Origin of the sequence: Cognataquiflexum aquatile, assembly GCF_003316845.1 — a bacterium.
GTDB lineage: Bacteria > Bacteroidota > Bacteroidia > Cytophagales > Cyclobacteriaceae > Cognataquiflexum > Cognataquiflexum aquatile.
Map to the genome: position 1 here is coordinate 986,214 of NZ_QMIK01000001.1, position 21,783 is coordinate 1,007,996.

Genomic DNA, 21,783 nt, shown 5'->3' on the forward strand with positions numbered 1-21,783 from the left:
CCTCTTACTTTTTATAACTGTATTCATAATGCTCAACAACATGCCCGTTTTCATTCTTGATAGTCTCCAGCCTTCCGAAAGGATCATAGAAATAATAAGTACCATGATTTTTGGCATCCATTTGTGTCGCAATACCCAACATTGGAAAAAATGTTGTTGTGGTCATTTGTGAATTTATGGGATGAATCCTGAGTTCATCAATCAGGATATTACTCCCACTTAAAGAAACATTTGGGCTGGTAACTTCCCGCTCTACAAGCTTCCACGAAGTGGTTAGCGACTCAGGTAATCCGCCTACAGTCCAGGACTGTGACCCTATTTCAGTCTTTGCCCAAAAACTCAACTTGTATTTGTTTGTAGTAGAGGCATCAGTTGTCCTTGAGACGGCACCTGAAGTGAGATTATAGACAAATCTACCTGTCTTGGCAGCTCCAGCTGCAACTAAAAATCCTGTTCCTGAATATACCCATCCCCCTTTTTCTGTTGATTCAAAAGAAGTATAAGCAAGCTGAGATGGAGTGGCATTTTTTGCCTGAGCTACCGGGTAGACTCCTCCATATCCCCAAATGTAGGATTCAGGACTGTCGTTAGCTTTGGTTACCTGCAATAGATTGCCCCCTGCATCGTAGCTGTTAAAACTAAGTCTAAGTTTATACCTCGAATCCATAGTTGTGGCAGAAGTTCCACTCAAAGCGTATAAAGAATATAAAGTTGTCGCCAAAGGCGAGGAGGTTTCAAGAAAATAGGCTTCTGATGGCTTAATTTTAGATGTATTTCCGGGCAATGTGGAAAATTGGATTATTTGGCCGGAAAGAATTTTCTGATTTGATCCATCCACATTTTGAGTCAGGTTATATTGTTCGATAGGTTGAGAAACCTGGTTATTCACCAAAAGCTGCTTTAATATTTGAGGCTGATTTGTATAGGTAGTAGTAGTATTTACCAGATCAAAAGGATACCTATACCTTGTGACCACAGATTCAGGATTGGTACTGACCCGGTTTTCTTCCTGAGTCAATTGTAAAAAAGAAGGATTGTAGGTTTTTAGAGATGTGGTGACATGATTTGAGAGACCTGTACTGAATAATGTTTCGGTTCGACTGGATTCTTTGTATAAACCTGTTGTTTTTTGAAAATTCCAGGCATGCCATTTAAACCCATCGTAGAAGTCAGGCCCTATCGAACATGCCATCATTATAAATGCTGAACAATTATAACAATCTCCGACTATGTATTCGATAATCCCTTGGCTGACATGATCATTTTGAGATTTTAGGAGGGTGTATCCAATATCAGTTTGAGAAACAATTTGGTTTGAACTATTAAAAATACTTTTTTTGGTCAGTTTTCCCCTGGCCCAAGACATGGAGTTCCAAAATGTTTTATTGGAATATGGAACTGAAAAAGTTCCATCACCGATATGGAAATTGTTATCAAATTCATAGACTGTCTTTCCATTCGCAGCAGAACCATTTTGATATTCTGCAACAAGGGTATACACTACAGGGGAATCTTGAAAAAATTGGCCTATTGCTGAACTTGAAAAGAACATCCTAGATCTAAACTGCTTAAAAGCAAAATATTGGTTAAGGGGTGGTCCTACAATATTTTCCTGCCTAAAAATATTATCATTAACAAATGCGAATGATCTAATATCAAAATTTTTCCAACCATTTCCCGACTCATTTGTCCCATACTTGTATTCCTTAAAATTAGTTTGAGTACCTGTTACAGATTTTATTCTTTTCACCCTTAGACCACCACCATATTTAGTTGTTCCGCTTTCTTGATACTGGTGAGGTTCAAAATCAAATTCTGTGTATCCCCCAGTTGGAAAAGTAATTCTCCTCAAAACAGCTTCTTTCAAATAAGTGGTATCAGGTTCCCTTCCTGCCCCACCTACAGTTAAATACTCTATTGGTCCTGTTGGTACAGGTCTGTAAGGAATTGTTGTTCTGGGAATCAAATTTACATTATGAACTAGCTGATTTATGTCATTTGTGTATTTGCCGTTATTATAAAAACCAAACCAATCCCTTCTGTAACTTGAATTAGGGAGATCCCATGAAAAAGTGTTTGTGTGGTATGAGAATTGATACTTGTTTATAAAAGTACCCGATCCATCATAAACCTCCATGGCGTTTAACTTTAGCCGGGAACCTCCCCCTCCAAAATAATCGTTATTGACCATTTTGAATGTTTTTACCAGAACAAATGACACTCCTTCCTTTCTGTAAATTTCCACCCTATCTAATGAAAAAGTATTTGCCAAATCTGTCCTCAGGGGGCCTTTCACAAACTTAACTTTGCCAGTTTCAAATGTGATTTCATTGATTCCCATCTGTGTTGTAGAAGACGAAGTGTTTGCCTGTGTAATCATTAAATTCAACGTGGGGCATGGCTGATATTGAGGATCTTCAGTGAAACAATCATCAACCACGGTCAAATTATGTGCTATATCGGAAGTGACAGCCGTTCCGATTGGTTGATAGGAGATAGAAATTAAATCATCGGAGTCAGGGGAATGGATTTCCATTAGGTGCCATGCTGTGGTATGGTTAAATGATGAAGAGGTATAATCCAATGCGTCTTGGTTTTGGGTGTTTTTCCCAAATCTATACCTTACTCCATCCTCATCAGTAATATCAAAAAACTGAAGAGCGGTTTGATATGTTATTTTTATGGCCGCTTCAGGAAAAATGTAAGGACTTTGGCCTCCTTGCCTAAGGTAGAAGCTTCCGGATTTACCAGGAATAGAATAGCTAAATAAATCCGCCTCTCTATCGATATTACTTATATAAGAATCTTTTTTATACAAAACATCTGAACATTGCGGAGTAATCTGAATATTATAATTGTTAGTTTGAGACAAAAAATTACCATTTCCTTCATCAGGTTTGCCTTCCATAGTTCTTGAAATTTGGCCACCAGCAATCAAGGACCAACCCATTCCTACCCAACTAGCCTGATCCGTGTATTTAAAACCACCAGCATGGTATGACAATGTTATAGGGATTTTTAGATTTCCGCTTTGTACTTCAAAAATGGGAATAGAAATGGAAGGAAGTCCGTTGTAAAGGTTTACGTCATAATTTCCATATTTTTCTATTCCGGCTACATTAGGCGCCTTGTGAACAGGCTTTGGCATCATTTTATTGATCTGGTCAGCCACAGCTGTAGGATGCTGGCCAAAGCCCTTTACTGAAAAGGAAAAAAGCAAAAGAATAAACAGAATCTTCGTTTTCATTTTATTAAATTGTTTTTGATACATACCGTTAATGAAGCTCAATCCCAATCTTCAGCCCAAACATGTGGCTATGGAGACGGGCAGTTTTGTTTTTGTTATAAAGGGGATCAACATACCCAAGAAAAACTGTCTTAAGTGATTTTAAAACAGTAACCTGCCGTCCACCGGACAGAATCGGATACACCGTCCAGCCGTCAAACTCTTCGGTTCCTACAGCTCCCTTAAATCTGTTGTGAGAATTAGTTGCCTCCATTCCTACCTGACCAAACCAGTTTCCAGAATTGATCCTAACACCTCCCTGATAACCATACCCTTGTCGGGTATAGTCAGTATCGGGTTTCCATGGCTTCTTGAAAATCATGCCTGCATATGGCATAACATATTGGCTGACTCTCCATCCTATATGCCCTTGTATATGGGTTCCTTGCGAAAAACTCTGGAGTGCATCATAATACAGCCCATAATTCATTCTTGAAAAAAACGGTTGGCCTTTATAGGGATTGGGCTTTCCAAATAATTTCAATCCTTTACCCTTCTCTTTAATCTTGTTTAAAGAAGCTACTCCCCCATTGGGTATCTTTCCTTCCAATTCGTTTGTCAGTTTTTCTTTTCCTGATTCAATTATTTTCCATTGGACTTCTTCTTTGTTCAGGTCTTTTACGCCTGCTGCACCTGATTTGAATTTTGATAAATATTCATCGATCCCTAGATTATAAAAACTTTGTACATTTTTTACCTTTTCTTTGATATCCACAGAAGACAGATATTCCTCCAAAGGATCTGAGGACAATTTGACCAGGTGTTCGTCCACCAAAGCCTTCATGTTTTCTTCACTTTGATTCATAAAACCTTCAATCTGCTCCATGCTGACTTTTCCGGTGAGGGATTTCGTGGAAGTCTCAAGATTAGATTGCACATAGGAGATAGAATTTTTTAAACCTTCATCATCAACCATAGAGGACACTTCAGTAAGCATTTCTGATTGGGCACTTGATTTCTCCAATACCTTTGATTTCAATATCTGTACAAGGGAATCATATTGGATGGAATCGGCTTTGAACTCTTTGATTCGCTCTTTCTCCTTCTTCAATTCCTCCAAATCCTCTTTATAAGACTGGATTTTGGAAAAAACTTCCTTTACTTCTTTCACAGAAGACATGGCCCCTTCAGTTTGCTCCAAAGAAGGAATCATACCGACATTGGCCTTTGGTAATGAGGGCATTTGTTTGATTTGGGAATACAGATTATGAACCTGGAAAAAAAATGAAACAAAAAACAATAAAAACAACCTGTTCAAGGTTATTATTCTTCCCGGCCTTATGACAACAAATACCCTCATATTGTGGGTGAAGTTTGAGTGATAAAACAAGAAAAAAACATTTTCATAGAAAAACAGTTAAATAAATTAAAATCATATTGATATTGAAAATTTCACAATAACCAAATATCATTTTTCATAATGAGGTATTTGGCAAATATTTGAAAAATAGTGGAACTAAAAAATACCCAGTATTGGGTATTTTTAGTACAAAATGAGATGCTTATATTGATAGGTTATTGTCACCAGAAATGACCGGAGTCTTCATATTTTTTCGTATATCTGATTTTGTATTTCAAAACACCCTGGGATCATTTTGATTTTTCAGTACAAACCGATTCGCTGTACCTTAAAAAAATTGCCAAATTAAATTATGTGAACATCTCGAAAAAAAATTAATAATTCTGTGAAGTTTTTAGGAGGTAAAAATATTTTCAGATCAATTTGGAAAAAATGCACCTTGATCATAAACCTTCCCAAGAGAACCAAATCCTCTAACTCAGGAAATTTTCTCCAACTAGATGAAAAAACTGTCATTTTTTACCTTAAACAACATCACTTTATAGGAGGGAGATATGTCCACATCAATCAAACCTCAATCATGCTCCATTTTTCCTTTCCTTTATATCCTCCCTATCATTGATTGCATCAATCAGATCGTTAAGGACCACCAAGCCACTTCTGCTTTCTGGATCCTTCATTTTGACCCTAACAAAGTCCTCAAGTTCTTTTACAAAACAATTCACAAATCCAAGACTGCATTCACCAAGGAAACCGGGAATAAACATGGATGCAGACAATTTATAATTGTATAATTCATAAGTAGACTCATCTCCGTACTCAAAATAAAAATTCAAAAATACCTCCGATGCAGATTGGTAATTTTCTTTGTCCACCAAATTTATGCCCATCTCAAATAACTCGACCAAAAGTGAATTGATCATGATTGGTTCTTCTAATAATTCATTTTTGGCGCCAAATCTTGAATTGATATACCGACTCAGAATTTCATCAGGCATATGCCTAAATGCATCACTGTTACCCAATATGATGGAAGCCATCTCCAAGCCCTCCTCTGAAGCTTCAATTAGCCTCTCATAGAATTTAATCTTCAGCCGATCTTTGCTGTCCTCCTGCATACCAAACCAAAGACTTCTAAATCCAAATTCAATCGAATCGGTGAATATGGTGGGAGATTTTTCTTCTATATATTCCAAAAACAACTTTTCAGCTGTTTTCTCCTTCTCCTCCTCTGTTAATTTTTTTACAAAGGAATTCAGAAAAGAGGTAAGGTCATCTGGTTCTGAATTTCTTACCATAAAGAAATACCTTTCCGCTACATCCCATTTTTCTAGTCTCGGAGTAACCAGAAATATATGTACTCCGGTAATCAGACCTTTGATTCTTTTCATTTGTTTTTTGGTTGGCTTGATGTGGATTTTATCGTCCAGTCTTGCCACCTCATCAAGGACGTGATAAAGACATCTTTCCTGGGTTGGAGAGATTGCCCCCATATTCAAGGCTATGACGATCAGTTCCATATCGTCACCGAGATTTTCAAGCTCACTTTCCGAACGGAAGTTATGGCCGGCTCCATTTTCAGCATTGAACACGTCCAGTCCCAAGTGCAAGATCCTTGACCGCAGTTCCTTCATCATCATCTCCACTAAATGTTCAAGAAACCCCAAATAGTCCCCGCAGCTTAAACTTATCAAAAGAGCAACCTTACTTTCCTTATATTTTTCAATACAAGGAAACAGCATATTTAAATTATCAATTAAACCGATTTTGAAGCCCGTTTCATCCTGATGAGGCACCAGTTCTAAAATTTCGTCGATTTGCATATAGATTGGGTTATGTCTATTGCTATTTTATTAAACTTGATTAAGGTGTATACAATATACCTATTTTATTAAATCTATTAAATATTAAAGTGTAATTTTCTTGTTTTACAACCAGATAAAAAACCAGTTGGGTGGTGGGATCTAAAAAACACCAAATTCTTTTCTTTTAATCATTTCGATATTAGTAGGTCTTCAATTACTTTAATTTTTGTCCATCCTCCTCTATTCTAATTTCCTCTTTCGATAATACTCTCATCTCGGCATTTATGTTGTCGTTGAGCCCGCTTTCAATTCACAAAAAATAAAAGGGGAATTTCAAATCCACAGCTGATGCAGTTGAGTTTTTGGACAAATGAGACCATGCCGACAATTCCAAAGATTTGGGAGAGAATCAGGTGCGGAAAGCGATCAGCGAATGGATACATGAATTTTTTTAGCACTTTCAAGAAAAATATTTAATAGGTTGAATTTGGTCAGGCGCACAACCTCCTTCTGAACAGCAGCGTTACACCTCCTTGAAAACTAACTTTAAACAACACATGTCACCACAAAAATTTTTGTCGAAATGGAGAAACAAAATCGGTTCGCCTGTACGAAAGACCATCTTAGTACTTACCTTAAGTTTGGGCACTCTAGCTATGACAGAGGGGAATACGCTGCCTACATCTGACTCCATCGCCATTCCAGCTGAAGAAGTTCCCTTGGGGAAAGGCCTTGATTTTAAAGACCTACCCGAGTTGCCTTCTTTGACCTTAGTAGATAAAAATTTGAATACAATAGCAAAATTCTATGGCGATTCTAAGGATATAAAGATAAGATTTGAGACGACCTTTAAAGAGGCGGTGTTTTTGATGGAGTACAACGGTCGCAAAATTTATGTAATTCCGTCGAGTTAATGACCTTAGCTTACCAGTATTTGAAGCGCAAGATGATTTCTTGCGCTTTTTTTTTGTGGATACGACATTTGGGTGAAGTTTAGGACCTGATGCTGCGACTGGGTGGGATTTGCCTACCCTGCACCTTGCCTAAGGTTAATTCCGATATCGGAACCAAAGGGTTCATTTCCAAACGCCTTATCCTACCCTTTTATCCTTAACATCCACGATATATCGGGATGCTATTGGAAATAACTAGACAATTCGAACCTTTAAGATAATTCTCGGTGATTCGAATTACATCCCGACAGCTGTAAGGGAACAATATGATAATAAAGCGTAGTTACAAACGCTTAGCGGATACGACATTCTACTTCCAATGAGGAGGGAGATAATCGCGAATTGGTTCTGTTTTTTTGGGAGTGGGGCGGATTTCAAATCCCAAAATATAAAAGGGTGGAATTACAAATCCCACCCAGCGGGGGCAATCTATTTTGGTTCTAGAACTTTCAGGAATTCAAAGTATATTTAACTTTAAATTGGTAGAAAATGAAGAATATTTATCTTTTGTTAGGAACTATTTGTATTCTATTCTCAATTTATTTTTTTTATGAATCAAGGGATATTTTTAGTGATTTGGCAATTCGGGGATTTGCAAAAACAAACATGTCCGACCTTATAAAACCCATTTTGATTTTGCTGCTAGGGTTTTTTTTTCTATTTATATATCTAAACCCTTTCAAATCCAAAAACCATGAAAGCTAAATTATTGATTTTTATTCCGGTATTTATTTTCTTATTCCTGCCCAAAGTACAAGCAGAAAATGATGATTTCACTGAGAGTGTAACTAAGCTATTGTCTTGGTTTTCAGATATCGACAAGGTTTTAACCAATATCTCAGACAAAGAAAAAATGAAAAGGATATACAGACAAATTGGATATGTATCAGAAGACATCGACAACATTGCCTTAGAAAAGGGACAGTTTGTAAATACAATATCTCGTCTAGATTCTCCTGTTAGTGATAAATCAATCCTAGAGTTAAGAAAATTGTCTACTGATATTACATCAGATTTAAATGCACTTTCAGGAAGATTATCTTATATAAAGGCTGATCTTTCACAAACGGATCAGTCCCAAATTGATGAAGTCATACAACTAATCCGGAAAAATCTTTCAGATCAAAAGGCCCAAATAATGATTAATATCGATTCAATGATCAATTCTGGAAATTGGAATATTACAGAATTAAAAAATGAAGCTGAAAAAGCCACCAAACTTTCCGAAAGCATCTCCAAGGAGGTTTTAATGGTCAAGACCAAAATTAAAGCAAAACTTGATTCAATGTAGCTCATTTAAAACTTCCCTCAATCCTCCCTCACTCCCACCACCCTAAACTCACCAAAAATCCTCGGATAGGTACACCAACAGCCCCGAAGCGGGCTGAATACTATTAACCCCGTGCAAGGTGTTTCTCCAATTCTCATACTTATACTAATTTCCATGCACCGCCGCTCGGGGATAAAATGGTGGGATCCAAGATATTTCGGTCACGAATCCCCTAAGAATGATAATCCTCAACACCGAAATGGTTGGAAAGTCCTCTTATGTTCCACCCAATGATAAAGACCATTTTGGTGAAGAACGATTTGACTTGGATAAGGCAATATTTTTTTCTCAACCTCTATTTATTCAATGCCGCTAAAATCGTCCTAAAACTCTCCAATCCCGCCTCAAGATTTTCAATGATGTCATTTGCCAAAACATCAGGATCGGGAAGGTTGTCAAGGTCTGCCAATGATTTGTCTTTGAGCCAAGTGATATCCAAACTGGTTTTATCCCTTGCTATGATCTCTTCATAAGTAAATTTCCTCCATCGACCTTCAGGATTGGATGCTACATCAAATGTCTCTTTTCTCTTGTTTCTGTTTTCTGGCTTATAGCAATCAATAAAATCCCTTAAAACCTCAATGTTCAATGGATTTTTCTTTAAAGTATGGTGGATATTGGTCCTATAGTCATATACCCAGATTTCCCTTGTCCATGGATCTTTACTAGCAGGTTTGTTATCAAAAAACACCACATTTGCCTTAACGCCCTGTGCATAAAATATCCCTGTCGGTAACCTGAGAATGGTATGCAAATCAGTAGTCTCCAACAGTTTTTTACGGACTGTCTCTCCGGCACCACCTTCAAATAACACATTATCGGGAAGCACCACCGCGGCCATTCCGGTCGTTTTGAGCATGGACCGGATGTGCTGTACAAAATTCAGTTGCTTGTTACTTGTGGTGGCCCAAAAGTCCTGACGGTTATAGGTCAGATCGTCCTTCTCTTGTTCTCCCGCATCATTGGTGAAAGTCTGTGAACTCTTCTTGCCAAAAGGCGGATTAGCCAAGACATAATCATAAGTCATCGGTGATGCCGCAATCAATGCATCTGCGGGAGAAATAAAATTATCGCTTTCGATATCCCCGATATTATGTAAAAACAAATTCATCAAAGCCAACCTCCTCGTGCCGGCTACAATTTCATTCCCATAAAAGGTCTGCAACTTCAGAAACTTGTTTTGCTCTTTGTCAAGTTTGTTGTGTTCGACGATATAATCATAGGCTGCCAAGAAGAACCCACCTGTACCGCAACTTGGGTCAGCGATTGTCTTCATCGGCTTGGGCTGCACACATTCTACCATTGCCCGGATTAACGGCCTTGGGGTAAAATATTGCCCGGCGCCGCTTTTGACATCCTGCGCATTTTGTTCCAGGAGTTTTTCATAAATATCTCCCTTGACATCAGCACCCATGACAAGCCATTGTTCACTGTCAATCATATCGATGATTTTAGCCAACATGGCAGGGTCTTGGATTTTGTTTTGGCTTTTGGTAAATATCTGACCCAAAATCCCTTTGGCTGTGCTCAACTCCCGAAGCAGGGTGGCATAGTGGACTTCAAGTTCTGCCCCTTTTTTATTCGTTAGACTTTCCCAATTGTAGTCAGATGGGATAGGCAATACCCTATTATGCGGCGGCTTGGCATATTCATCAGCCATTTTCAAGAAAAGCAAATAAGTCAGCTGTTCTAGATAATCCCCATATCCAACGCCCACATCCCGTAGTGGATTACAGAAACTCCAAACTTTACTGACTATTGAAGATGTATTGTTGCTCATTTTGCTAGGCTGAATGCGTTTAAATATTTTGAAATGTATGTTTCTTTATTTTTCGATTTATACTGCATTATATATCTTGGATGTTCCAATCCTATTATTTTTTTAAAGAATCCGAATTGATTGTTTATATCTATTAAAAACTTTTCATTTTTTCCAGTTCCCAAGCAATAGCATATCTCTGTATTTATCCCAAATGCAATTTGATTTTTAATGCTCTCCAGAATAAAGGTGAAAACCGAATCGGTTAGTTCTTTACTGTCATAATAATTATAATTAACCTCCTTACCTTTTTTTCCAGATGTAAATCCTAAAGGGCAAACAGAGTTGATATAAAATTTTCTATAAAATTCTTCTTCACCACCGAACTCATTTATGACTTCATACACATAAACCGAAGAAGGTTCATGGGCTAAATTGCCAACATAATCAATTCCGCAATTGGATATTAATCTTTTGGGGTCGGTAAATGGAATTCCTGTTAACCCTGCACCAAATCTTCCGGGATTTATCCCTAGGATCATATGTCTTGTATAATTATCATTATAGTACTTCTTGTAAAATGCAGAAGAAGTTGACATAATTGATGGATTTTCCCTGAACGGGTTCATTATCCCAATATCTTTGGGTAAGTCACCATTGAATTCAAGTAAATAATTAAAAGATATAATCTTATCAGCAAATGTTTCCATTTCAAAAGATGAATTTAGGGGGGGGGGGTAGAAATGGGTGAGCTTCGAATTTAAAATTGAAACGCTGATAAATATTCTGTTATGTTGTCCATATTTTTAAAGCAATTTCGGTTAACTGCTGGCCTCTTTTGTCAATGTGGGTAAATTTAAAGTCACTTTGATTTCCCAATTCTGAGGTTATGAGAAGATTTGACTTTTTATAGCTTGCTTTCTTTTTTGCAAATGGGTTATTATAGGCCTGAATATTCAGAGCTTCGCCGAGAAGTGTCATATTTCCAATATAGTTAACGTATTTTTTATGTTTAATAACACTTTTATCTCCTAGATAGGTAACCCAATCACCAAACTCTTCCTTTGATTTTTTAGTATCGATTGTTTGGGGGATTATGTGTTCGAGGTGAACTTCATGAGCAGATGCAACAACAAGTTCTTCGGTATTTCCCCTTTTGAAATATTCGATTGTCTCCAAAACATATTTTGCACGATCAGTAAGCTTTCCTTTGAATTGATGCTTTGAAAAGCTTTCCTCAAATTCACTGTCACTGGGCATATATTCTTGTTCGATAATATGGCTTTTGACTTTATCCAAAATGTTTTCATCCCCGATCAAAGGAACTAATTTTGAAAAAATGTCATCGTTTTCACTTGTTCTCCTTTCACAAATATGCCTCCTGAGCATCAATGTTTCTAGGAATTTTAAAACTTCAAGCTTGGTCTTTTCTGTATAATCATCATTCTTTAAAAAATGCATCAGGAAAATATAGGTTGGTTTTGATAATATCTTATTAAGGTTTCCTATTCTTCTATTTAGTTTTACCCTAGGAAATTCCTCAAAAGTAATTTTCCTGTAAGAAAGGGCTAAGGTTCTAATTATTTGAAGGAGTTCGATTATAGAAATTCGGGTTCTTATATTAGAATCTTCTTCGGTGCTTTCCCTCTCATTTAATTCTACTTCATCTAAATCATCTTCAATTCCAGAATCGTCACTGAAGTAATCGAATTCTCCTAATAACTCAGCTTTTTCAATATTCTTTAAATAAAACTTTTTGAATTCCGGAACTAGCATTGTCATGGTTACTTTTCGATGAAGCAGGGAGCAAATTAATTGCCTCAAAAAATCGTCAGTATCAATTTCATCCAAATCCATGATAATGTTCGACCATAGTTCTTTAACTTTTTCAAGTGTTTGATCTTGGTTTATTTTTGCAGCATGACCAAGAAGGAAATTTTTGATGATGTCAGTAGGCGAAAGCTTTAACCCCCGATTATTAATAGTTTCAAAAAGCTTGTAGGCATCCTGAGCCATTCCAACATCTAACCTGATTACCACAGCCACATTTGTCAGCTTATAAAAAAATCTATTGAGTTGGTCTAATTCTAAGTCGCTTAACCACCTAAAATAACTTTCATAAGCGGCTATAATTTTCTTGTTTGAAGCAGTGTCAATTTGGTTGGCTAGAATGAGGTTGGAAATATCTTTATTGTCTAAATCTCCCAAAATAAGCTTTGGTCTTTCAACTTCATCCAAACCTCGGCAAATACACATTTTTTTTATTTCGTCTGCCTTTTGACTTTTTTCTTTTAACCGATAAACATTTTCAAAGGCTTTTAAAAGAATGACAAGAGTCGTCATTCGCTGCTGACCATCAACCAGTTCAGGTTTGTTGATTCCCCCTGTATGCAATAAAGTATGCAGAATAATTGTTCCAAAAAGATGACCATCACCATCTTTAAGCATATCAAGATCCTCGTATAAGGCTGTATACTGATTATATCCCCATGCATAGCGGCGTTGATAGGATGGTACTATAAACTGCTCATTAGGTGTAGCAAATAGCTGAGCAATGGTAAGTTTGTTGGGTGTTATGTTCATTTTTGTAACTTTTAAAAATATTGGCAATAATTATAAAGTACTATGCGGAATCATTTTAAGAGGTAAACTGTACTTACTTTTGTGGACGCTATTTTAACAATGTCCTGAATGAAAAACGTGAGATCAGATCGATGTTTCTTTTAAAAGTCTTCATTGTCATGGACTCAATATCAAAAGCTATTGATTCGATTATCGTTTTTATACCAGCATCAATATTACTTTCCGTGATAATAACTTTAAAGGATTTGGATTCATGGGCATTAGAAATCTTAGCAATAAACTCCTCAGCAAAAGTGGTATGACCTATAACTATACCTAAAATAAACATAATTGGCATAAATTCATCTTTAGAGAAACTGTTTTCTACCTTTAAGTTTCCATGAGCTTTTATGATCCTATAAATGTTGACATACCTATTGATAGTTCTTGGACTATGCCCAAATAGAGGTGAAATTTTCTGCATGTAAGCCAATTCCTCATCAGTAAAGACTAACCTTTCCTTTATCTTCTTTTCAATTATCTCTTTTTCTTTAATGGCATCTGCTTGTAAAATATCTTGTTTTTCTATTTCCTGTTTTGATTTTGGTAAAATTTCTCCTCCAGTCTTTTTTCTTACATTAGTTAAACTTAGATCTTTTGGGACTTTTGACACTTCATTTACCATTTCATCTTTAAGCAGGTATTTTATAAGCTTTTCTCTGCCGGGTTTATTAATAGGCTTAAGTGCAAATGGTATCTGGAAAATCTTCTCTAAATAATCATATGAAGTAGCTGCCTTACTAAAAAGCGAATCCGCTTCCATGGATACTGAAGAATAGTTGAATTCATTGTTTTCAACTTGCTTATTACCTCCAAATAATGTTTTATATTTTTCTGTCAGTGCATTATTCAACCAACGGGGATCTACCCCTACGACAACTACAAAAAGGGGAAAAGCAAGAAGTAGGTGAATAGCCTCTAGCACTTTTACTACCACATCCTCATTGCACCTGTCCAAGTCATCTATATACAATACAATTCGATCAATTTGAACCTGATTTACAATACCCGTTTCTTTCTGTCGAACTACTCTTTGCTTTTCAAACAACTCATTTAGGGTGGAAAAATCTTTACGAATCCATGAAATTATTCCGAGTTGTTTAATATAGGCATCATCTGCAGATTTACCTTCCAAAAAATTAGCAAGTAACTTCCCACTTCCTATTTCTTCAATTTCTTTTTTAAGCTTTTCCTTCTTCTTTCCTATTTCTGTCTGTTCAATTTCAATAGAACTTTTTTCAAGTTCTAACCTTGAAATATCTGCCTGCAATAGTTCTATTTCATCATGTTCCTTTAGTCTTACTATTTCCTTTTCTTTTTCAACAGTTTCCTTTAGGCTTTTGAGTCTTTTGTAAAACTGGTTGATTTTATTAAAATAGGGGGACAATTTTACCACCAAGGTAGTAACCCAAAGTAAAGTCGTAGACGAAATAAATAAAGAATAATTTCTAATCTGCTCTAAATACACTTTGAAAGGTTCAAGGTTAAGTGTAAGAAATAGCAAAGTGATGATTCCAAAAACTCCAAATAGTATCCAAATTATCCACCATTTTCCTTTTCTACTGGTTTTTAAAAGGGAATAAACTTTTACTATCTTGTCGAAGTACGAATCAACTTCAGCCAGTTTCTTTTCAATCTCAGATATGTTATTGATAAGATTTTCTTCCTGAAATTGAGCCTTAATATTTTCAAAGTCCTTTTGGATAAAAGGATCAGAGAAAACTAACTTAACAAAGTCTCTTCCTTTCCATAAATCAAGTTCTTCTTTTTTCTTGTCAATTAATTCTTCCTTATCTAGAACCTGTTGTCTTAAAGCTTTTTCCCTAACCGCATTTACAGCAAGTTTTTTCTCAGTTTCTTCTATTTGCTGAGCCGTAATATTCAAATCTTTGTAAATAGCATTAATGGCATCAGCACCAAATTCCTTTTTTCGGGCATAGTCATTTAAGCTTTCGAATATATGGGTGGTAAGGCTTGCCCAAAGGTTGGTGTCAGAATAATGCCAAGAATTGAATTTTACAGGAACTATATGTTCTAAATAGTTATCGTCTTTTGAAGCAGATAGCTCTTCAATTTTATTTTGAAGTTTCTCCATAAAGAAACTTTTTCCCGAACCCCAATTCCCAAACAAGCCAATAGCAAGGGGTGGATTTACACGCTTTAGGGCAATTACTGAGGCAAAGGAGTTGTAGTCATTTTCAAAATCAAGTTGATCACTTGTCTCAGTGTGATTTCCTTCAGTAAGAAAATAAGGTTGAAAATTATGTGTGAACTCTGCTTCTAATTCATATTTAAGGATTTCATAATATGTAGTTTCAGATAGGGAGAAAAACAATTCTGGAGGACGTCCACTTTCAAGTAGGCGGTCTCTAAATTCAGAAATTACACTTGTGAACGAACTAAAAGGAATTGATGGTTTAACTATCCTTTTTACATCCATTAAAAAACTTTCTCCTTGCTCGTTGTTAGGTCCAACAGGTTCAACAACTTCCATTTCGCAAACTATGCCTTGATAATCACCGGAAGCATATCCAAGCACGAAATCCCCTTTTTTTATTGATCTAAATATTTCATATTCAGGTCTTTTTTGACCTAAATAGTAAGTATTAAAAAAAGTTCTATCACCCACATTTAATTCTTCAATATTCCATGTTTGGGGATTTATTTTTAATATCCAGAAATTCCTATCAAGACTTTCAATAGGTTTTATGGTTTCTTTTTCACTTTCAACAATAATAACTTTTTCCTCCAAGTTTGATTTTCCCCTTGCTTTTCTTCTATTTCCAATGTTTTGTGATATGTCTGCTTCTGCTGAAAATGGCATTTCCATCATAGGACCTTTTTCGTTACTATATTTAGAATCGCGCTTATCCACAAAATTAAAAACCGCATTGACAAGAGATTCAATTGATTCATCAAAATTATTGCGTAGATAAATAGCTTGAATATCACTGATAATATTGGGTAATTTTGCATTATCATAAACTACAGGAATCAACAGCTTACTTCCATTGGAATTCATAACATTTGCTTTGGCCATCCCTATTTCACCCATATGGTACTCAGACGAAAATGAATTTGGAGTTATAAGAGCAAGGACACAGTCAGCATTTTCTAACCCAATAGTTAAAGCTCTTCTCCAATCTTCTCCGGCCTCGGTAAGAACGTCATCATATAATACATCAATACCAGCATCTGCCAATTTAGAAGCTAAACGATATGCTAATTCTTTATCCTTGTTGCTATAGGATATGTAAAGAGAGGGAGCTTTTTGCATGGCCAAATAATTTAAATAATGATTTTTATTAATTACTAAAGTCTACTAACCTCCCCTCAAAAGCCTTCTTCAATATACTCTGTCTCAACGTTTCTGCCTGAAGCAGACTTTGGCTGATCGTTTCTTCTATTTTATCGCAAATCGTGAGTTTGCTTTCTAATTCGGAGACGATAAGTTGTTGTTCTTCTAAAGAGGGAATAGGAATTTCAATTTTCAAAAATTTAGATTGAGTTAAATTCAAACCACTGTCACTTATTCCTGATTTCATTTTTTCAATTTCCCTTTGATAAAATGGAGTGTTTAGGATTAACTCAAAATACTCAGGCATAATGATTTTAGTATTTACTTTAATGCGATAAACTTTATCACAATTAATCAATCTATGTCTAGTCTTTCTCACCAAACAACAAACGCCAACCCTTATTCTTGGTCCTGCTCGCGTAATCAAAATATCACCTGCCTTTAATTCATGTTGTACTCTAGGTTTTAAATCTTTTGGTAGAATCTTATTTTCATAGGCGACAAAATGACCGTGTTGCACTGCACTTGTTTTAATTACTGCCCATTCGTTTTCGTCTTTAGAGTATTCATTCAAACATTTTGGACTCCATCCTTGGTCAAGTTTTTCAATAACAAAATCAATCGTTTTCAGATTCTTACCATTCGCAAGTAAGTTCAACAAACTTTGCCTATAGACTTTCAATTGCTGTTGGGCGGTGAGCAGCTGGTGTTTGCCATTGTCTAATTCGCTGAGCAGCTCTTCAATTTTGGCTACTATAGCTAGTTGTTCGGGGAATGGGGGAAGAATTATATCAATTTTTTGTAGGTCAGATTTTGCAAGACTTGGTATAGTGGTACTCTTGTCCAGTTTATGGAAATTGAAACTTTGGCAAAAGAAAAATAAAAATTTATTGTCGAGGAATTCTTTCTTTGGAGAAAATCCAAATGCTGTATCCACATTCCAAAACTTTGTATTTACATAAATAGGTCTATTAATTGTCCCCTTTCTTCCAATTACTGTGGTTCCTTCTTCGCAAAGGTATTCATCAGCAAAACCCATAATACCAGCACTTCCATATATTGGATATTTACCATTTGGGTTGGTCACCATTTTTTGGTTTTTGCCGTTTTTTATTTCACATACTTCCCCCAACTTTTTGATTTGCCAATTCTTTGGTATGTTATTATTCTCTGTCATTTATTTTGGTTCAGTAAATTAGCAGTCAAATAAGTAATCAATTGATACACATTCAATTTCAAGTGTTTTTTGAATTTCATTTTGTGCAATCAAATAAACCTGATAAGACAAATCGTGGATAAATTGTTAAATCAGTCAAATACCCATCAAACAAACAAATCATTGATATTCAATATAATATGTTTTTTGATTTGATTCTAGAGTTTTTCCTGTCAAACAAAATTCCTGAATTGGGCTCCAGAAAGTTTTGATAATATCCCACATGTTGAATTTGAACAAACCTCTAAAAAAGTATCATTCAAACTTTGCAAACTTTGTTTTGGCAGTGCACCGAAAAGCAAAAGGAGTTTTTTCTTTTCTTAAAATCACCTTTACATCTTCCCACTCATTCACTACTTTTTTTACCATTTCCCAATAAGAAAACCCACTTTTACTAGGTGGATTTATAAACAAAATTCCGACACCGTGCTGCCTGTATAGTTCTCGTTGATGTTTTTGAGTCTGAATTCTGTAATCTTGAGTGATAACGATGCCGCCCTCTTTTCCTACCTCAGGAATCCAATCTTCATCTTTTGCACCCTTTCCAAATTTCTCCGTGATGGAAACAACCTCAATGGTAAAATCATCTTTTTTATTTTGAGGTTCTTGAAGGATGTTAAGCCCTTTTGCAAGTTGTACAGGAAGGTTCTCATCAATGTAAATCCGAAATGACCTCATTATGCAGCGATTGGATTATGGAAATTGATTGCTTCCTGAACTTCTTCTTCAGTTAAATCATATAATCCCGCAATAAAATCTACAGGCTCATTGGACTTAAATAATCTATACAGAACTTCAGTTTGAATGTTTGTCCCTACAATAGTTGGTTGTCCGAATTTATGATGGGGATCACAAACTATAGGCTTTTCTTTTCCTACAGGCCAAAGCTTTGAGGCTAAAAGTTCGTCGTCGAATTCTAACTTTTTGAAAAATAATTTAATAAAATCCAGATTTAGCTGTTTGCTGCCGTCTAGAGTAATACTTTGACCATCATACTCAAAAAAAATTTTCTTGCCGTCAGTTTTAATATTTTCAATAATCTCCCTCTTAGCAAAGGGATAAATGGTATTGAAATTTTTGCCAAGCTCTATATGTGCTCTTAATACCGCATTTGGTTTTACACCAGCTTCCGCAAACTGTACCATTACATAAAATTCTACTAAAGTATGGAAACCAACGGCTCTGGTACTTTCTACTCTCCAAGAATATTGACCTTGAAATTCTTTTCCTAAACGGTCATCCCAATATTTGTTAAGCCACCGGTTTACTTTTGAATAAGGTAATCGCAGTATTTTAGCCATGTCAGGGACAGTATAAATACCATCACCTACTGTAAGTTTATTTTCAAAAATAGCCTCCATTTTTATATTGTTGTAAAGTTAAAAATTTAAGCAGCTAGCGCTTCGTTTAATTCATTAATTATTTCATCTGTATTGTCCCCAAACAGCTGCCACATCTTACCCAATCCGCCTTGGGCATTAAACGGATTTAAATCAAAATCATCCCTGTCGATATGGAAACTGCTGATGACATGCTCCTTGATCATCCGTAACCATTGCATTTGTTCCTCACTGAAGGCATTGTGCTGACCGGCATTTTTCTTAAAGATCCACTCCTGAAAGTTCCGATCCACAGTCTTGTCGTACGCGGTCAAAGTGGAATCCACTCCACTGACTTTTCGGATAAGGGAAACGATCGCTGTCAATTCATTTCTTGGAGAGCCATTGCACTGTCTCAGGGCCTCATAAGCCCTCCAGACCACCAACGGGGCTAGGGTAGGTTTATCGCTTTGAAGTTTTTCCAAAACGTCTTTGATCATGCTATAAGTGAGTTCTCGCCTGCGATAAGGTTGGTTGTAAAAAATCTGCAAAGCCATCAATTCATCTTTGTTTGCAAGCATCCATTCCGAAAAGTTGACAATGATTTCATTTGCTTTTTTGAGGTTGTCCTTGTTCCATCCCACACCTGTCACTTCATCAGGATTGGCCAAATCAATTTTTTGTTCATGGGCTTTACGGACATTTTCGATATACTCGTTCAGTTCCCCTGTAAAAACCTTTGCAGCTTCATTTTGAATTTTTTCCAATTCAGTTTTTATAGCCTCTTCAATTTCCATGGGTGGAGCCCCCAACTTTTCATTTTGAATTCTAGCTTCTACGCTTTCTATCACATCAGGGTTAAAAGCATTCAGCAGTTCCTTCACCACTTGTGAAACACTTTTGCCATCGGCTTTTTCGGCAAAAATCTTTTTCTCTTTTTCGGTAATCTGTTTGTCTAATCGGGTCAGGCGATTGGCTAAAGAAGTGAACAGTTCTTCATCTCTTGCACCAACCCCAACTGCTTGAAGCAAATCTTTGAGAGGAATCCCAGGCTTTTTTTCCAAGGGCCTGCTTTCTGTCTTCAGACCTTTAGTCACCCCGATGGCATCTACGATTACAAAATGGTCCTTTGCAAACTTTGCTGTAGGGGTTACCATTTTCAGTTTCTCGATATCAATGGTTCGTGTGCCACGGCCTTTCATCTGCTCAAAGTAGTTTTTACTTTTTACATCCCGCATAAAAAGAAGGCATTCCAAGGGTTTAATATCTGTGCCGGTGGCCACCATATCCACGGTCACAGCAATTCGGGGGTGGTAATCATTTCGGAACTGTGATAAAACCGTTTTCGGGTCTTCGCTTGCTTTGTAAGTGATCTTTTTGCAGAATTTATTTTCTTCGGCAAATTCGGCCCTGACAATGTCGATGATATCATTGGCATGGCTATCAGTCTTTGCAAAAATCAAGGTCTTGGGAACTTCAAAAGCCCCTTTGGCATCATAACGGTCTCTAAAGATATGGGGCAGGTTTTCTTTGAACGATCTGATGATGGTGCGGATTTGATTGGGATTGACCACATCTTTATCCAATTGCTGTTTGGAATAGACCTCGTCCTCATCCTGTAGTTCCATCCGCTTCTTTCGGCTTAAGCGCTCCCGGTGTTCTACGTATTCACCTTTCCATATGGTCCCGCCTTGCTGCGTTATCTTGGTGTCAATGATAAACACTTCATATCCCACATTCACCCCATCAGCCACGGCCATTTCATGGGAATATTCACTGACCAAGTTCTGATCAAAATAGCCAATGGTTCTTTTATCGGGAGTTGCTGTCAGGCCAATTTCGAAGGCATCATAATATTCTAAAACCTGTTTCCATAGGTTATAGATACTCCGATGGCATTCGTCAATGACAATAAAGTCAAAAAACTCAATCGGCATTTTGGGATCGTACTCGATAGGAGGAATCACTTTTGGAAGCCATTTGGATTCGTTGGGGTTTTGTTCTTCCTCAGTTTCGTCCAGTTCCGTGCCTTTCAATATCGAATATAACCGCTGAATGGTACTGATGCAGACTTGACTGTCTGAAGCGATATAACTTGATTTAAGACGTTGTACGCTATACAATTCAGTAAATTTCCTGTTATCATCGTTGGGTACAAAAGACATAAATTCCTGCTCGGCCTGCTCACCAAGGTTTTTGGTATCTACCAGAAACAGCACCCGCTTGGCTTTGACATATTTCAACAAACGGTAAATGGCAGTAATGGCAGTAAAGGTTTTGCCTGACCCGGTGGCCATCTGAATCAAAGAACGCGGACGGTTTTCTTTGAATGATGCTTCTAATTTGGTAATCGCATTGATTTGACAATCTCTCAGACCATTGGGCTGCAAACCCGGTAAATCGAAAAACCTCGACCTCAGTGATTTGGGACTTTTCAACCACTCCTTTAATGTTGCAGGTCTGTGGAAGCTGAATATCTCTCTGGCTCTAGGCTTTGGGTCCGAAAAATCAGTGAACCTGGTGATTTCACCTGTACTGATATAGACAAAAGGTAAAGGTTCATTGTTCAGGTGCTTTAATTTGGCTTTGGCATATCCTTCAGATTGTTCCTCGTGGACCTGCATCCTATGGGCTTCTTCCTCTCTTTTTGCTTCAATGATGCCGCAGGGTTTCCCTTCTACAAACAATACATAGTCAGCCGGCCCCACATCAGTCAAATACTCCTTTAAGGCAATACCGACACCAGCTCTCAGGTTCATTTCCTTCATACCCTGAACAATCCAACCGCAAGCTTTCAATTGCCTGTCGATATTGTCTCGGGAGATTTGCTCTGGATTTTGGTTGGTCATTTCAATAAAAGGGCTTCATAAAAAAGGATTCTGCTAATTTAGTTGA

13 protein-coding genes are annotated in these 21,783 nt (G+C 36.8%); 2 read left to right on the forward strand and 11 right to left on the reverse strand.

What is annotated here, in order from left to right:
- Positions 1-4: 4 nt before the first annotated feature.
- The 3 genes from DQW11_RS04020 to DQW11_RS04030 form a co-directional block, all read right to left on the reverse strand.
- Entirely contained in the window at positions 5-3,247 is a 3,243-nt protein-coding gene (locus DQW11_RS04020; protein WP_157966026.1) for a hypothetical protein, read from the reverse strand.
- 28 nt (positions 3,248-3,275) lie between these two features.
- Positions 3,276-4,469, reverse strand: a complete 1,194-nt coding sequence (locus tag DQW11_RS04025; protein WP_157966027.1) for a hypothetical protein — start codon at positions 4,467-4,469, stop codon at positions 3,276-3,278.
- Positions 4,470-5,164: 695 nt separating this feature from the next.
- Complete coding sequence (locus DQW11_RS04030; RefSeq protein ID WP_113922698.1) at positions 5,165-6,409, reverse strand: hypothetical protein; 1,245 nt, start codon at positions 6,407-6,409, stop codon at positions 5,165-5,167.
- A gap of 539 nt (positions 6,410-6,948) precedes the next feature.
- Between DQW11_RS04030 and DQW11_RS04035 the strand changes: the two genes are divergently transcribed.
- On the forward strand, positions 6,949-7,305 hold the full coding sequence (locus DQW11_RS04035) for a hypothetical protein (protein ID WP_113922699.1): 357 nt from the start codon (positions 6,949-6,951) through the stop codon (positions 7,303-7,305).
- A gap of 733 nt (positions 7,306-8,038) precedes the next feature.
- A complete protein-coding gene (locus DQW11_RS04045; RefSeq protein WP_113922701.1) occupies positions 8,039-8,635 on the forward strand; it encodes a hypothetical protein in 597 nt (198 codons plus the stop codon).
- Between the two features lie 334 nt (positions 8,636-8,969).
- Here the strand turns inward: DQW11_RS04045 and DQW11_RS04050 are convergent, their stop codons facing one another.
- The 8 genes from DQW11_RS04050 to DQW11_RS04085 form a co-directional block, all read right to left on the reverse strand.
- A complete protein-coding gene (locus tag DQW11_RS04050; RefSeq protein WP_113922702.1) occupies positions 8,970-10,454 on the reverse strand; it encodes a class I SAM-dependent DNA methyltransferase in 1,485 nt (494 codons plus the stop codon).
- Positions 10,451-11,143 carry a uracil-DNA glycosylase family protein gene (locus DQW11_RS04055; protein WP_113922703.1) on the reverse strand — a complete coding sequence of 231 codons (693 nt, stop codon included), beginning with the start codon at positions 11,141-11,143 and terminating at the stop codon, positions 10,451-10,453. Before DQW11_RS04055 ends, DQW11_RS04050 begins: the two co-directional genes overlap by 4 nt.
- A 79-nt stretch (positions 11,144-11,222) precedes the next feature.
- Positions 11,223-13,016 carry a DUF262 domain-containing protein gene (locus tag DQW11_RS04060; protein WP_113922704.1) on the reverse strand — a complete coding sequence of 598 codons (1,794 nt, stop codon included), beginning with the start codon at positions 13,014-13,016 and terminating at the stop codon, positions 11,223-11,225.
- Positions 13,017-13,104: 88 nt separating this feature from the next.
- Complete coding sequence (locus DQW11_RS04065) at positions 13,105-16,332, reverse strand: P-loop NTPase fold protein (protein WP_113922705.1); 3,228 nt, start codon at positions 16,330-16,332, stop codon at positions 13,105-13,107.
- A 28-nt stretch (positions 16,333-16,360) separates the two neighbouring features.
- Complete coding sequence (locus DQW11_RS04070) at positions 16,361-17,530, reverse strand: restriction endonuclease subunit S (protein WP_113922706.1); 1,170 nt, start codon at positions 17,528-17,530, stop codon at positions 16,361-16,363.
- A 294-nt stretch (positions 17,531-17,824) separates the two neighbouring features.
- Positions 17,825-18,247 carry a PIN-like domain-containing protein gene (locus DQW11_RS04075; protein WP_113922707.1) on the reverse strand — a complete coding sequence of 141 codons (423 nt, stop codon included), beginning with the start codon at positions 18,245-18,247 and terminating at the stop codon, positions 17,825-17,827.
- Positions 18,247-18,930, reverse strand: a complete 684-nt coding sequence (locus tag DQW11_RS04080; protein WP_113922708.1) for a DUF433 domain-containing protein — start codon at positions 18,928-18,930, stop codon at positions 18,247-18,249. The genes DQW11_RS04075 and DQW11_RS04080 overlap by 1 nt, the downstream gene beginning before the upstream one ends.
- Before the next feature lie 26 nt (positions 18,931-18,956).
- The gene (locus DQW11_RS04085; protein ID WP_113922709.1) at positions 18,957-21,737 is read right to left on the reverse strand and encodes a type I restriction endonuclease subunit R; all 2,781 of its coding nucleotides are present in this window, start codon (positions 21,735-21,737) and stop codon (positions 18,957-18,959) included.
- Positions 21,738-21,783: the final 46 nt, after the last annotated feature.

What these genes read in the sequence shown, in the direction of transcription:
- DQW11_RS04055 (WP_113922703.1), bottom strand. Translation starts at nt 11,143, where the DNA reads ATGGAAACATTTGCTGATAAGATTATATCTTTTAATTATTTACTTGAA.
- DQW11_RS04030 (WP_113922698.1), bottom strand. Translation starts at nt 6,409, where the DNA reads ATGCAAATCGACGAAATTTTAGAACTGGTGCCTCATCAGGATGAAACG.
- DQW11_RS04070 (WP_113922706.1), bottom strand. Translation starts at nt 17,530, where the DNA reads ATGACAGAGAATAATAACATACCAAAGAATTGGCAAATCAAAAAGTTG.
- DQW11_RS04035 (WP_113922699.1), top strand. Translation starts at nt 6,949, where the DNA reads ATGTCACCACAAAAATTTTTGTCGAAATGGAGAAACAAAATCGGTTCG.
- DQW11_RS04075 (WP_113922707.1), bottom strand. Translation starts at nt 18,247, where the DNA reads ATGAGGTCATTTCGGATTTACATTGATGAGAACCTTCCTGTACAACTT.
- DQW11_RS04045 (WP_113922701.1), top strand. Translation starts at nt 8,039, where the DNA reads ATGAAAGCTAAATTATTGATTTTTATTCCGGTATTTATTTTCTTATTC.
- DQW11_RS04025 (WP_157966027.1), bottom strand. Translation starts at nt 4,469, where the DNA reads ATGCCCTCATTACCAAAGGCCAATGTCGGTATGATTCCTTCTTTGGAG.
- DQW11_RS04020 (WP_157966026.1), bottom strand. Translation starts at nt 3,247, where the DNA reads ATGAAAACGAAGATTCTGTTTATTCTTTTGCTTTTTTCCTTTTCAGTA.
- DQW11_RS04080 (WP_113922708.1), bottom strand. Translation starts at nt 18,930, where the DNA reads ATGGAGGCTATTTTTGAAAATAAACTTACAGTAGGTGATGGTATTTAT.
- DQW11_RS04050 (WP_113922702.1), bottom strand. Translation starts at nt 10,454, where the DNA reads ATGAGCAACAATACATCTTCAATAGTCAGTAAAGTTTGGAGTTTCTGT.
- DQW11_RS04085 (WP_113922709.1), bottom strand. Translation starts at nt 21,737, where the DNA reads ATGACCAACCAAAATCCAGAGCAAATCTCCCGAGACAATATCGACAGG.
- DQW11_RS04060 (WP_113922704.1), bottom strand. Translation starts at nt 13,016, where the DNA reads ATGAACATAACACCCAACAAACTTACCATTGCTCAGCTATTTGCTACA.
- DQW11_RS04065 (WP_113922705.1), bottom strand. Translation starts at nt 16,332, where the DNA reads ATGCAAAAAGCTCCCTCTCTTTACATATCCTATAGCAACAAGGATAAA.